Genomic DNA, 12,487 nt, shown 5'->3' on the forward strand with positions numbered 1-12,487 from the left:
ATTTTTGTTCCTCCGAACCTTGAAAAGACCAGATAATTTCAATGGGGACTCTATGGCGCTGGATGATACGCAACAGAAAGAACAGAATACAGCCCCCGATAACACAGCCGGGAAAAAAGGGGCTGAAAAGGGGAGCCCCCTTAAAAGGGTGATTCTGATCGGTATTGTTGTGATCGTCCTGCTGGGGGTCGGGCTTTACATGTTCCTGACCCGCAACCATGTGAGCACGGATGACGCCTATACAACAGGGCGGAAAATTTCCATTGCACCGCATGTCAGTGGGTTTGTTGCGAAATTGCTGGTTGATGATAACCAGTTTGTCCATAAAGGGGACCTGCTCGTCCAGCTTGACGGGCGTGACTATCTGGCAACCCTACATCGGGCTGAGGCTGCTGTGCAGCAGGCACAGGCTGATATGAATGCCTATAAAATGACTCTGATCGTGGCGCAGAAGGACTTTCCCGGCCGTCTGGTGACGGCGCAGGGAAATGTTGCCGCCGCACAGGCAAAGCTTTTCAAGGCGCGGACCGATTACAGTCGGCAGCATCGTGTTGCACGCGCCGCGACGACCCAGCAGGATATAGATTACGCCAAGGCAGCCCTTGATGAAGCAACCGCCGCCGTTGTGCAGGCACAGGGGCAATTGACCCAGGCTGAGCCGGTCAAAGCCAATATCGATACAGCAGATGCCCACGTCACTCAGGCTCTTGCCAATCTGACCGCCGCACAGGCAGATCTGGAAAAAGCCAGACTTGATGTGGAATGGACCAATATCACGGCACCGCGTGACGGGCGTATTTCACAGCGTAATATCGAGCAGGGTGCGTTCGTTCAGACCGGGCAGGAAATGTTCTCAATCGTGCCCGATGATATCTGGATTGTTGCCAATTACAAGGAAACGCAGCTCACTCATATGCGCCCCGGCCAGAAGGTGGATATTGAGATTGACGCCTATCCTCAGCTTCATCTCAAAGGGCATGTTGATTCCCTTCAGATGGGGTCAGGTGAGTCCTTCAGTGCCTTCCCGCCTGAAAATGCAACAGGGAACTTTGTTAAAACCGTCCAGCGTATTCCCGTCAAAATCCTGATTGATAGCGGGCGCGATCCTAAAATTCCGCTGGCCATCGGGCTTTCTGTTGAACCAACGGTTTATACTGAATGAGCGCGGCAACAGCAGAGACAGCGTCAAACGCTGATCACAGCTCGTGGAAGCCGAAACATAATCCATGGCTGGTTGCCGTTGTTGTGACCATGGCAGCCTTTATGGAAGTGCTGGACACCACGATTGTGAATGTGGCCCTGCCGCATATTTCCGGCTCATTAGGCAGCTCTTATGACGATGCCACCTGGGCCCTGACGTCCTATCTCGTCGCAAACGGGATTGTTTTGACCATTTCAGGGTGGCTCTCGCGTTTTTTTGGCCGCAAGCGTTATTTTCTGCTCTGTATTTTGCTGTTTACGATAACGTCTTTCCTTTGTGGTCTTTCAACATCTTTGCCGATGCTGATTGTCTTCCGTCTGCTTCAAGGGTTTTTTGGCGGCGGGCTTCAGCCATGTCAGCAATCCATCATTCTTGATATTTTCCCCCCTGAAAAACGGGGGCAGGCTTTTGGCCTGACTGCTATTGCCACAGTGGTGGGGCCCGTTCTGGGGCCGATGCTCGGTGGCTGGCTGACCGATAATTACAGCTGGCGCTGGATTTTTTACGTCAATGTGCCTTTTGGTATCATTACCGTTTTTGCGGTTATGTCCCTGCTGGAAGACCCCCCCTGGGAAAAGGCAAAGCGCGAGAAAGTCGATGTCATCGGGATCAGCCTTATTTCTCTGGCGCTTGGCTGTATTGAGGTCATGGCAGACCGGGGTGAGGATGATGACTGGTTTGGCTCCCCCTTCATTGTCAAACTGGCCCTGATCGGCGGTATTACCTTTATTGCCGCCATTATCTGGTTGTTAAAGGCAAAACAGCCGCTCGTTCATCTGAGCGTTTTCAAGGACCGTAATTTCACTCTGGGAACCCTTATGATGGGGGTTCTCGGCGTTCTTCTTTATGCTTCTGCCGTGATTGTTCCGCAATTTGCCCAGCAGATTCAGGATTATCCGGCAACGATTGCCGGGCGGCTTATGGCACCAGGTGGGATGACGATTATGGTTCTGATTCCCATTGTCTCAATCCTGATGACGAAAATACAGCTGCGTTATCTGATTGCCTTCGGGTTTTTCATGATGGCCATGGCGTTATTCTGTTCAGCCGTTCTTTATCAGGCAGTGGGTTTTCGCTTCCTTGTCGAATGTCGTATCATACAGACGGCCCCTCTGGCGTTCCTCTTCGTCCCGATCTCAACTTTTGCCTATTCCACTCTGCCCCGGGAGCTGAATGCTGATGCCTCAGCTCTGTTCAGTATGGTGCGGAATTATTTCGGCTCACTGTCCATCTCTCTGGCGACCGCTGCCATTATTGAGACAAAGCAGGTTCATCAGACGGAACTTTCCAGCCATATGATCCTGGGTCGGCCGGAAGTGCATAATTATCTGGCTCAGCTTCAGGCAGCGGCACAGGCGCGCGGTATGTCTTTTCTGCAATCGCAGTCTTTTGCCATGCAACATCTTTATCAGGAATTCTCTCAGCAGGTTGCCATGCTCGCCTATAATCAGGTCTTTAATATATTGGGCATTATCACGCTTTGTATTGTTCCACTCTGTTTTCTGATCAGCCCCATCAAAGGTGGGGGAGACGCGGTCGGAGGGCATTGATCATGCAGAAAAAAGACAGGAGCGTTTTTGTGGAATTGTCTCAAATACGCCGTTCAGCCAGCCGTCACATCACAAAAACCGTTCTGCCTCTGGTGTCCTTATGCGCGTTAAGTGCCTGTATGGTCGGGCCGAAATATCATGCGCCCAAGCCCTGGTCCCCGCCGCATTACGATACGCATGCGCGTGAAAATGGAAAAACCTCTCCCCAAAGTGTCGTGACAGAGCTCCCCTTTGATGACAGCTGGTGGAAATCCTTCAAGGACCCCGAACTTGCCTCTCTTGAAGAACGCATTGCCACGCAGAACCTTGCTTTTGAGTTGGCAACCGCCAACCTTGCCCAGAGCCGTGCAGAAATGATGATTGCCGGTGCGGAACGTTTCCCGATGCTCTCGGCGCAAGGTTCTTATGCCCGCACCCAGAACAGCTCCCGGCAGTTAAGGCGGATCATCCGCCGTATAGGAAGCAAGACCGGTGGTATGCAGGCAGCACCGCGTGACACTGTGATTCCTCTGCTCGATCAGTGGGCTTATTCCATCGATGCGACTTATGAGGTTGATTTGTGGGGGCGTGTCGCCCGGCAATATCAGGCCTCCAAGGCCATGATGGAAATGACTGAGGAAGAGCGCAGGAGCGTCCTGATTGCCCAGCAGGCGGATATGGCACGTGACTATCTGCAATTACGGGGCGATCAGAAACGGATGAGGGTTCTCAAGGCCAGCCACAAGACCTTGTCCGAGTTAAATCATTTGACGGATAATCGTTATAAAACAGGGCTGGTGACTGAGCTGGATGTTGATTCGGTTCAGTCGCGTCTTCATCAGGTGGAAGCCCAGATCGCGGAATTATCCCAGACATTGGCGCAGGAAAAAAATGCCATCGCCTTCCTGCTGGGAGCCCCCCCTCAAAGCCTGGAAAAGGAATTGGAGCAGGGGCAGGACATTCCGGTTGTGCCTCCCTTTATTCCGGCTGGATTGCCCTCTGAACTGGCACATCGCCGGCCTGACGTGAGAGAGGCCGAGGCGCGCCTACGGGAAAGTGTGGCCGAGGTGGGGGAAGCGACAGCCGATTTTTATCCGAAACTCACGATCAATGCCGATTTCGGGTTCCAGACATTGTCCTTTAAGGATCTGGGATTCTGGGGCTCACGGGCGTGGAATGTGGGGCCGAGCATCTCCCTTCCTGTTTTTCAGGGTGGGCGGCTTCGTGGCCAGCTCAAATTGAAAAAGGCCGGGCAGAAAGCCGCAGCGATTTCCTACCGCCAGACGGTTTTGCAATCATGGCACGAAGTGGATAATGCCCTTCAGGCATATCATGATGAGCAAAATCGCCGGGAAGGTCTGTCCCGGAGCGTGCAGGACAGCCAGCGCTCCTATGATCTTGCGCTGAACCAGTATCGCTCAGGTTTAAGCACCTATCTCGATGTGCTGAATGCGCAGATTCAGGTCCAGCAGGGAGAGATGGACCTGGCAAAAAGTGACTCAACCGTCGCGATTGATCTTGCCCGTCTTTATAACGCATTAGGGGGTGGCTGGCAGGAAACCTCGCCCGACGCAAAAATGATGAAACAATCTAAACATACAGCGCACGGGTAAGGGTTTTCTGTTTCGTTACCGTTATTAAAGAACGCCAGAAATAAACGTCAAAAAAATGCCAAGAAAAGGGGCCATCCTTCGCGTAAGGACGGCCCCTTTTTTATAGATAGAGCCGTTCTTTTAACGGCGGGCGATCAGCTCAGGCGTTTCGGTAGGCTGTTCCACGGCAAGAACATTGAGATTCAAATCATTCTGCGGGATAAAGACGTAATGTTCCAGGGCCTCGTTCAAAAGGGCACGGGCACGGGCTTCATCATGGTTCTGAAGGGCTTTCAAAGCCGTTTCAACCATTTTCAAAGTAGGTTCCAAAGGCGCAATAGCGATGGAAATCTGGACTTTTGGCTGGAAAGGCTTAACGGCTTTATAGGCCATATCCGTTTTCCCGGCCCTTAAATCAGCATTGGCCTGAGCCAAAACCTTATCTTCAGCCGGTGAAAGTTTTGTTCTGGCAATAAATTTGCCCCCCACAGGGGCCCAGTTTGCCATATTATAACGGTCAAGCCAGGTCATGCCCGGGTTATTTTTATGAATTCTTTCAATATAGGCCGCAGCTTCCGAAAGGTCATGATGTGACTGAAGGGCAGATTGCAGTTCCTTCTCTGCAAAAGAGAGTTTAACTTCTGCTTCTTTGGGATTGTGCAGTTCAATCAGCTTGTCAGCGTCCAGAATGGCATTAAGGGCCTGAAGGCTCTGCCTGGATAATTCATTGAAGGAAAGGCGCTCTTCCAGTCTTTCCCAATGGTCTTTGACCTGCTGCGCAGATGTGATGCGCCCGGTTTCATGGGATGTTAAGGCAGGGTCTGCAAACGCAGTGCCGGCAAGGAGAAACGTAGCCAGAGAGAAAATGGAAACGGCATAGGATTGGGCGCGTTTGAAAGATGCCATATCGATACTCCTTTCTGGAAATCAGTGGTGTGTGATTGCTGAATCTGCCAAGGCTCAACGTGCTGTAAAGACCCTCTCAAAATACAGAACTTACATTTTTCATTATACAGAATTTCCGACCGGTCGGTAGGGAAAGGCAGATCATTTTTTCTTGAGTAACGTAGGAAGAAGGGCAGGGCTGACCGTTACGGAAAGTAAATAAAGTGGATTTCTCTTTACGACGGGGAGCGATGACATCTCTTCTGTGAATTCTTTTTACAAAATGGGTGGAATAACCCTTCTCTTCTGGCAGTAAATGTGGGAAAGCACGGCTTATGACACAGAGCTTTGAACACCACACAATCTACCCAATTCCGCTTTCCCAGCGCTTTGGCAAGGCGTCAGATCTGTTTCCGGTCTGGTTCAGCGCCAATATGACGCTTCTTACTGTTGTGACCGGGGCGTTGGGGCCGGTTGTTTTCAAGCTGTCATTTCTCTGGTCGCTGATTGCACTGGTGGTCGGTAATATGATCGGGGCGATTTTTATGGCCCTTCACGCAGCGCAGGGGCCAAGACTCGGCGTGCCCCAGATGGTGCAGAGCCGGGGGCAGTTCGGCCTTTATGGCTCCGTGCCGGTCATCGGGCTTGTGATCGTCATGTATATCGGCTTTGCAGCGTCCAATTGCGTGGTGGGGGGGGAGGCCCTTTCCCATATCATGCCCTCTCTGGGGGGGACGAACTGCATTCTCCTGATTGCTTTTTTGACCTTTATCCCCTGTGTGCTGGGCTATAAGGTTATTCACCTCTGTTCGAAAATTGCCAGCTGGCTTTCAGCAACGGCCGTTCTTTATGCCATTGCCTGTGGGCTTCACGCTCTCTCCTGGTCTCTGCTGACAGACATGCATGGTTCGGTCTCCGGCATTCTGGGCGCTGTTTCAGTCTCAGCCTTATGGCAGATCGCCTATGCCCCCTACGTCTCTGATTCATCGCGTTACCTGCCTTTAACGGCCTCATCGGGGGAAAAAACCTTCTGGGCCTGTTATGGCGGCACGGTTCTTGGGGCGATCCTGCCCATGATGCTGGGGAGCCTGCTTGTCATTTTATGGCCTGATCTTTCTCCCTCCCAGGCGATTATTCATCTGGCAGGGCCTGTCGGGCGCGCTGTCGTCTGGGTTCTGGCCCTGGCCATTCCTCTGGGAAGCGCGATGAGCGTTTATTGCGGGGGCTTATGTTGCCTCACTTTTATCCAGACATTTTATGCCAGACGGTCTTTGGGACGTTTCTCCCGCGTAACAGTCACAACGCTGATTCTGGTCATTGCCCTGTTCATAGGGCTTGGCATGTCAAAGACCTTTTTACAGTCTTATACAGCCTTTCTTGATTTCCTGCTGGCTGTGCTTGTGCCCTGGACGGCCATTAACCTCTATGATTACTATATTCTCAAAAAAGGTCATTATGAGGTTGATGATTTCTTTAAACCCTCTGGTGGCCGTTATGGTCTCGTCAATTACCGGGCTGCTTTCTGCTATGTGATTGGCGTGCTGGTGGAACTGCCTTTTCTGAAAACAGAATTTTTTACCGGCTCTCTGGCTTCCAGAATGGGGGGTGTTGATATTTCATGGCTAGCCGGCCTTGTTATAACGACGCTTCTATATGCGGCTTTGTCGGGTTTTCAGACAAAAAAATCATCGCCTCTCTAAAGAAAAAGCCCCTTCGAAAGAAGGGGCTTTCTGTATAAAGGGGGGGAAGGTTACTTTCCTTCCGGATGAAGCCAGGGTCTGGCTTTCACTTCCTGCCTCATGGTGGCAACAGCCTGGGCTGTGACAGGGGGGGCAGCATTTCCCCACTGGTTGCGGATATAGCTCAGAACAGCCGCAATATCGTCATCAGACATCGTCCAGTCAAAACGTGGCATTCCTGCACCTGTGGGGTTTCCAGCCGTCTGCGGCCCCATAACGCCAGTCAGCACACTATGGATCAGAGATGAAGGATCCGGTGCGTTGATGATGGGATTATGAGCAAAGGCCGGGATCATATTGGGAACACCCGCCCCGTTGGAAATATGACAGGCTTCGCACACAGCCTCATAAGCTTTTTTGCCCCGCTGCATAAGCGGATCAGAAGCAGGCAAAGGCGCTGGAGCCTGGTAAGGGCTTGCCGGGAGGGATCTGAGGTAGGTTATAATCGCCTTGATGTCATTTTCCGTCAGATATTGGAGGGACTTTTCAACAGCCTCTCCCATCGGGCCGGACGCAACAGAAAGCTCGTTTGTTCCGGTTTTGAGGTAGCTGAAAAGCTGTGCGTCGCTGAGGGCACCAATCCCGATGGTTTTATTGGGTGTGATATCAGAGGCATGCCAGTTTTGCAGTGTAGCGCCTCCAAAGGCTTCCCGCACATTGCCACCGAGGTTGTTTTTCCCAGTATGGCAGGTGGCACAATGTCCTGCGCCCTCTACAAGATAGGCACCGCGATTCCATTCAGCACTTTTCTGCGTGTCAGGTTTGAAAGTCCCTTCCTTGAAGAAAAGGAAATTCCATCCTGCCAGAAGAATTCTCTGATTATAGGGGAAGGGAAGGTGATTGGTTTGCACACGGTGAGGGGTGGCGGGCAGCTGTTTTATATAAGCCCATAAATCGCTGACATCCTGATCGCTCAGTTTGGCGTAGGCATTATAAGGCATGGCCGGATAGAGGAAACCGGGTTTGCCCACCCCATGACGGACCGCAGCGTCAAACTGCTTTTCCGTCCAGTTCCCGATACCGGTTTCTTTATCAGAGGTGATGTTGGAGGTAACGATCGTTCCAAAAGGTGTGTGCAGGGCGAAGCCACCACTATAGGGGGCGTGCCCGGGCTGCGTATGGCAGGCCTCACAATCCGAGGCGAGGGCGATATAATGACCGCGTTCGATCTTCGCCTTTAAAGCGTCTCCCGAACTATGATCCTCCTGTAAAGGAGATGATGGGTGCAATTTCAGTTCGATATAACCCGTTGCAATCCCCAATGCGGCCACTATGGCAATGCCACCCCCGATGAGCCCTTTTTTCAATCCACTGGACATAAATTTCTCCCTTAACCGACCAGAGGGCCAGGATTATGCTGGTAGGTGTCGATAATGGCGCGGGCCGTCCAGAGTGTGAGGGCGCCAAGCGTTTCAGTCGGGTTATAGCCGGCATTATTGGGGTAGGAAGACGCTCCAACGACGAAGAGATTATGCATATCCCAATGTTGTTGGTAGCGGTTCAGAACGGACGTTTTTGGGTCCAGTCCCATAACGGCCCCGCCAATTGTATGCCCGCTATTATAAGGGCGGAACGGGTCGCTCGGTTTATCGGGGAATGCTTCTGTCATCCAGGATTTCGCACCGGTCTTACGGCAGATTTCTTCTATCTTTTGCTGGATAAAGCGGGCCATGAGGCGGTCATTTTCATTATAATCGAATGTCACGCGTAAAAGAGGCTGGCCGTTTGCATCCTTATAGGTGGGGTCGAGGTCGAGATAGGACCCGATATGGGAGTATGATGTGCCCTGTCCCTGGATTTTTCCGTAATTGCTATAAGAATGTTTGAAGGCTTTTTTCCATTCAGATCCCCATTTCTTTGTGCCAGGCGGAACGCGGTCCAGCATGGCCAGAGGGGTACCCTGATCGGAGATTGCCTGTATGCCGGCCCCGCCTATAAAGCCCAGCCCGGAATGATCGAAATTATCGCCGTTGAAATCATCAATCTGTGTTGAGAGAGCCCCTGTTGAAATAAAGGAATTCATGTATTCATTTTCAAAATACAGAAAGCCCATTGACATGGTCTGCCAGTTATAGGCGCGGCCCAGCGTGCCTTCACCTGTTTTGGGATTATAAGGCGTGCCGATTTCAGAAAGAAGCAGCAGACGCACATTATCAAGCTGATAGGCGGCAATAACGACAATATCAGCAGGCTGAAACCCGATATTGCCATCACTATCGCGGAACGTAACGCCTCTGGCCGTTTTCCCGTCACTGGCTTTTTCAACCTTGAGAGCGGTACATTCTGTCAGAAGGGTGAAGTTTTTCCGTTCCATGAGAGCGGGAATAACGCAGATATTGGGGCTGGATTTGGAATAATTCCCACATCCATAAAAACCGCAATACCCACAATAGGTGCAGGGAGCGAGCTCAATACCCAGGGCATTGCGGTAAGGGGCGCCTATGGTCCCGGCAGGAATAGGGAAGGGATGATATCCCATGCTTTCAGTGGTTTTATGGAAAATATCATTCCAGTGAGAGCGGACCAGAGGCGGGGTGGGGTAAGGGTTTTTGCGTGATCCTTCAAAAGGGTTCCCCCCTTTCTGGACAACATTGTTCAGGACACCGGCATTCCCGGCAATACCGGCAATTTTTTCAAAACGGTCATAATAGGGTTCGAGGTCGTCATATTTCACACCCCAATCCTGCACAATCAGCCCGTCTGCCAGCTTCATGTCTTTATAACGGGTCTTAACGCGTGTTTCCATTTCGAAGTCGGAAGGATTGAAGCGCCATGAATTGACAGCCCAGTGTTTTCCAGCGCCCCCCACTGTATTGCCCAGCTGCCATGTGCTCCATTCGCGCCCGGGCAGGGCCACCTGTTCACCTGTATTACGGAAGGTATAGGCTTCGGTTGCGGGTGTCTGAAGGGCGCCTTTTCTTACCCCGAAGCGCAATTCATCAGCGACGATGGAAGGGGGAAAGTTCTGGCTTGTTGTTTCCCACGGGCCGCGATTGATCGCAACGACATTCAGCCCGGCACGTGTCAGTTCCTCAGCCATAAGCGAGCCTGACCAACCGAGCCCGATAATAGCGACATCCGCTTTGGGTCTTTTATAATCCATATGGAAAGTCCTTATGTCTCTTGATAAAGGTCAGGGGTCAGGCAGGCTGGGAGGAAGTGAATTTCTGGGCGATACTGACAGGCTCAAGGATAATGGGCTTTCCCTTCATATGAACAACATCGCGGTAGTCATAACGGGCTCCGGGGAAATTGATCATTCTCCAGCCAGCCATGTCTTTATTGCCGCCATAAATGGGGTCTGCGAAATATCCTTCCTGCGCATTGGCCAGAAGCTGGGCAAAGAAGTCAGCAGAAGAAACGTGAGCGAAATCGCATTTGCCCGCTTCCATATCCTCCAGACAGAGATCCTGTTCCTGAGGGGAGAGGGACTGGAAATTTTTGCCGTATTTTTTCTGGCAACACTCGTCCATATCTTTCAGGCCCAGGCGATAGAGCTGGGCCGGGGTGAGGGCGGACTGATAACCCTGCTCGGGCGTGCCTTTCAGATAAGGACCATTTTTATAGCGGTAATCAGCATTTCCCCACGGGCCGGCGAGCTGATAATCTGTAAAGACGACACATCCCGCTTCAGAGGCGGAGGGGCCAAGCTCGTCAGCTGGTATCAGACGGTCAAAAATTGCCGCAACCTGACGGGCTTCCTCTTCAGTAAAATAAACGCGTTTTGAAGGATCAACCGGTTTGGGAGGTTGCAGATCCCGAGGGGCCCATTTGGTGCCCCCCATCAGCACATTCGCAAGCGCGCCTGCCGGACGCAGGATTGTGGCGACAGTCGCTGAAGCAACCAGGACAAGCCCTGCTTTCAAAAATGAGCGCCGTTGCATTCTGGCCGGGTCATGGCCCGATGAATGAGAAGTGTTGCGCATAATACCGCCATAAAAAGAACATAATTTAAAAAAATGTCTCAAGAGTGCGCTCTGCCTGCCCTATCTTCAGAGCGAAAGGCGACAGGTTCTTTGTTTTCCTGAGAGATTATGTGGGTATTTCTGCGCTTGTAAAAATAGAATGACAATAATCAGAAAGATAACAATCAAGTGAATACGAAATTGTGATGACTGTTATTAAAATTTATTTTATGAATGTAGAAAGAATGATGCTATCTGAATCGTGATTTGTATTTTAATAAGTAAATTAAATAATATTTCAAGTAATAGTTTTATAATATTATGAAGTCGATATAAAAAACTTTCATCTTACTGACTTGTCCTCATCGTGTTCTGGCGGACTGGCTTTTCGTCTGGAGTGAAAGGGCCATGACAAGGGCAATAAACCAGCCGACGACTGTCCAGCCTAAAAAGAGATTGAGTAAAATGACGCCCGCCTTATTTTCCACCTGACGGCCAAAAACAATCAGTGTCGGGAGAAAATAGATCAGCAGTCCCAATAATGAGGCCGGAAGCGTAATGATATGAAAATCATGTTGGGTGTACCCTTCGATCATAATAAACCCTCCCGGCTGATGTCAGGAACATGATAACAGGGAAATGATTAAGGAAGGTTTTAGCGCATAGTCTCTCATATTGCAGGCATATAGCAGGGCAGCGATATGGGATAGGGCATTATTGACACAGCAGGACTTTATGTGTATCCAATACACATGAAAAGCCGGGAAGCTATTAAGAGGCTGCAAGAGGACGGATGGTATCACGTCAAGACGACGGGAGATCACTGGCACTTCAAACACCCTACCAAACCGGGGAAAGTGACCGTGACGCATCCAAAGAAGGACCTCAGCCGTCTCGTCATGAAATCCATAGAAAAACAGGCAGGAATTAAACTGACATGACCCGTTATATCGCTATCATGAGCAAGGATCCGGACAGTGATTACGGGGTTCATTTTCCCGACTTTCCCGGTTGTGTCACGGCGGGGTCTACAGTGGAGGAAGCCCGGCGCATGGCGATGGAGGCCCTGGCTGGGCATATCTCCCTGATGCGGGAAGATGGTGACATGATCCCAGCACCCTCCTCCTACGATGAAGTGATGAAAGATCCGAACAATCACGGTACCTTCGCCTTTGAAGTTTCACCGGAGGACTATGATCCTTCTGTCAGGGTCAATGTGACCTTGCCCCGTTCTGTTCTGGAGGCCATCGGCAAGCACCGCAACCGTTCCGCCTTTCTGGCAGAAGCGGCCCGGGAAAAGCTGGCACATCAGCAAGGCACGTGAAGGAGAGCAGTCCATAATCAGGGCGAGCAAGCCGTCTTGCTTTGGCAGGTCAGGTGGCTCCAGTGAGCTCTAATCCGTTTATATCCGGCCTGGAATATATTTCACGCGTTCTATGCTGAAATATCATAAAATATTGGGGGGAATGGTGCCGGATGAGAGATTCGAACTCCCGGCCTTCGGTTTACAAAACCGCTGCACTACCACTGTGCTAATCCGGCGCGGGCGGAGAAATGCCACGTCTGGTAATATTAATCAAGGGGGAAAATCATATTTTTATAAAAATATATCATTTCCCCCGGTAAAAAACGGCTG

The 12,487-nt window shown here is 51.1% G+C and carries 11 protein-coding genes and 1 tRNA gene; 6 read left to right on the plus strand and 6 right to left on the minus strand.

Going from position 1 to position 12,487, the window contains the following annotated elements:
• Positions 1-52 precede the first annotated feature (52 nt).
• Genes ACSYSY_RS00770 through ACSYSY_RS00780 form a run of 3 tightly spaced genes read left to right on the plus strand, consistent with a single transcriptional unit; the run spans position 53 to position 4,343 of the window.
• Positions 53-1,162 (plus strand): HlyD family secretion protein, encoded by a 1,110-nt coding sequence (locus ACSYSY_RS00770; protein WP_491707436.1) that lies wholly within the window; start codon positions 53-55, stop codon positions 1,160-1,162.
• The gene (locus tag ACSYSY_RS00775) at positions 1,159-2,751 is read left to right on the plus strand and encodes a DHA2 family efflux MFS transporter permease subunit (RefSeq protein WP_491707437.1); all 1,593 of its coding nucleotides are present in this window, start codon (positions 1,159-1,161) and stop codon (positions 2,749-2,751) included. Before ACSYSY_RS00770 ends, ACSYSY_RS00775 begins: the two co-directional genes overlap by 4 nt.
• A 2-nt stretch (positions 2,752-2,753) precedes the next feature.
• The gene (locus tag ACSYSY_RS00780) at positions 2,754-4,343 is read left to right on the plus strand and encodes an efflux transporter outer membrane subunit (RefSeq protein WP_491707438.1); all 1,590 of its coding nucleotides are present in this window, start codon (positions 2,754-2,756) and stop codon (positions 4,341-4,343) included.
• Positions 4,344-4,463: 120 nt separating this feature from the next.
• Here ACSYSY_RS00780 and ACSYSY_RS00785 read toward each other — a convergent pair whose 3' ends face one another.
• Entirely contained in the window at positions 4,464-5,228 is a 765-nt protein-coding gene (locus ACSYSY_RS00785; protein WP_491707439.1) for a YfdX family protein, read from the minus strand.
• A 314-nt stretch (positions 5,229-5,542) separates the two neighbouring features.
• Between ACSYSY_RS00785 and ACSYSY_RS00790 the strand changes: the two genes are divergently transcribed.
• Positions 5,543-6,907 carry a purine-cytosine permease family protein gene (locus ACSYSY_RS00790; protein WP_491707440.1) on the plus strand — a complete coding sequence of 455 codons (1,365 nt, stop codon included), beginning with the start codon at positions 5,543-5,545 and terminating at the stop codon, positions 6,905-6,907.
• A 50-nt stretch (positions 6,908-6,957) separates the two neighbouring features.
• Here the strand turns inward: ACSYSY_RS00790 and ACSYSY_RS00795 are convergent, their stop codons facing one another.
• The 4 genes from ACSYSY_RS00795 to ACSYSY_RS00810 all read right to left on the minus strand — a co-directional run bounded on the left by ACSYSY_RS00795 (position 6,958) and on the right by ACSYSY_RS00810 (position 11,447).
• Complete coding sequence (locus ACSYSY_RS00795; protein WP_491707441.1) at positions 6,958-8,265, minus strand: c-type cytochrome; 1,308 nt, start codon at positions 8,263-8,265, stop codon at positions 6,958-6,960.
• An 11-nt stretch (positions 8,266-8,276) separates the two neighbouring features.
• Positions 8,277-10,049: a GMC family oxidoreductase gene (locus tag ACSYSY_RS00800; RefSeq protein ID WP_491707442.1), complete on the minus strand. Its 1,773-nt coding sequence runs from the start codon at positions 10,047-10,049 to the stop codon at positions 8,277-8,279.
• Positions 10,050-10,086: 37 nt separating this feature from the next.
• Positions 10,087-10,872, minus strand: coding sequence for a gluconate 2-dehydrogenase subunit 3 family protein (locus tag ACSYSY_RS00805; RefSeq protein WP_491707443.1), 786 nt, complete (start codon positions 10,870-10,872; stop codon positions 10,087-10,089).
• A 341-nt stretch (positions 10,873-11,213) separates the two neighbouring features.
• Positions 11,214-11,447 (minus strand): superinfection immunity protein, encoded by a 234-nt coding sequence (locus ACSYSY_RS00810; protein ID WP_491707444.1) that lies wholly within the window; start codon positions 11,445-11,447, stop codon positions 11,214-11,216.
• Between the two features lie 156 nt (positions 11,448-11,603).
• On the opposite strand from ACSYSY_RS00810, the gene ACSYSY_RS00815 reads away from it, so the two are divergent.
• Both ACSYSY_RS00815 and ACSYSY_RS00820 read left to right on the plus strand, forming a co-directional pair.
• Positions 11,604-11,792 carry a type II toxin-antitoxin system HicA family toxin gene (locus ACSYSY_RS00815; RefSeq protein ID WP_491707445.1) on the plus strand — a complete coding sequence of 63 codons (189 nt, stop codon included), beginning with the start codon at positions 11,604-11,606 and terminating at the stop codon, positions 11,790-11,792.
• Entirely contained in the window at positions 11,789-12,175 is a 387-nt protein-coding gene (locus tag ACSYSY_RS00820) for a type II toxin-antitoxin system HicB family antitoxin (protein ID WP_491707446.1), read from the plus strand. Before ACSYSY_RS00815 ends, ACSYSY_RS00820 begins: the two co-directional genes overlap by 4 nt.
• Positions 12,176-12,318: 143 nt before the next feature.
• Here the strand turns inward: ACSYSY_RS00820 and ACSYSY_RS00825 are convergent.
• Positions 12,319-12,393, minus strand: a tRNA-Thr gene (locus ACSYSY_RS00825).
• Positions 12,394-12,487: the final 94 nt, after the last annotated feature.

The organism is Aristophania sp. ESL1100, assembly GCF_058511235.1.

Excerpts from the sequence above, each read along its gene's own strand:
- ACSYSY_RS00785 (WP_491707439.1), bottom strand. The coding sequence starts at position 5,228 with ATGGCATCTTTCAAACGCGCCCAATCCTATGCCGTTTCCATTTTCTCT.
- ACSYSY_RS00795 (WP_491707441.1), bottom strand. The coding sequence starts at position 8,265 with ATGTCCAGTGGATTGAAAAAAGGGCTCATCGGGGGTGGCATTGCCATA.
- ACSYSY_RS00820 (WP_491707446.1), top strand. The coding sequence starts at position 11,789 with ATGACCCGTTATATCGCTATCATGAGCAAGGATCCGGACAGTGATTAC.
- ACSYSY_RS00815 (WP_491707445.1), top strand. The coding sequence starts at position 11,604 with ATGAAAAGCCGGGAAGCTATTAAGAGGCTGCAAGAGGACGGATGGTAT.
- ACSYSY_RS00775 (WP_491707437.1), top strand. The coding sequence starts at position 1,159 with ATGAGCGCGGCAACAGCAGAGACAGCGTCAAACGCTGATCACAGCTCG.
- ACSYSY_RS00805 (WP_491707443.1), bottom strand. The coding sequence starts at position 10,872 with ATGCGCAACACTTCTCATTCATCGGGCCATGACCCGGCCAGAATGCAA.
- ACSYSY_RS00770 (WP_491707436.1), top strand. The coding sequence starts at position 53 with ATGGCGCTGGATGATACGCAACAGAAAGAACAGAATACAGCCCCCGAT.
- ACSYSY_RS00790 (WP_491707440.1), top strand. The coding sequence starts at position 5,543 with ATGACACAGAGCTTTGAACACCACACAATCTACCCAATTCCGCTTTCC.
- ACSYSY_RS00800 (WP_491707442.1), bottom strand. The coding sequence starts at position 10,049 with ATGGATTATAAAAGACCCAAAGCGGATGTCGCTATTATCGGGCTCGGT.
- ACSYSY_RS00780 (WP_491707438.1), top strand. The coding sequence starts at position 2,754 with ATGCAGAAAAAAGACAGGAGCGTTTTTGTGGAATTGTCTCAAATACGC.
- ACSYSY_RS00810 (WP_491707444.1), bottom strand. The coding sequence starts at position 11,447 with ATGATCGAAGGGTACACCCAACATGATTTTCATATCATTACGCTTCCG.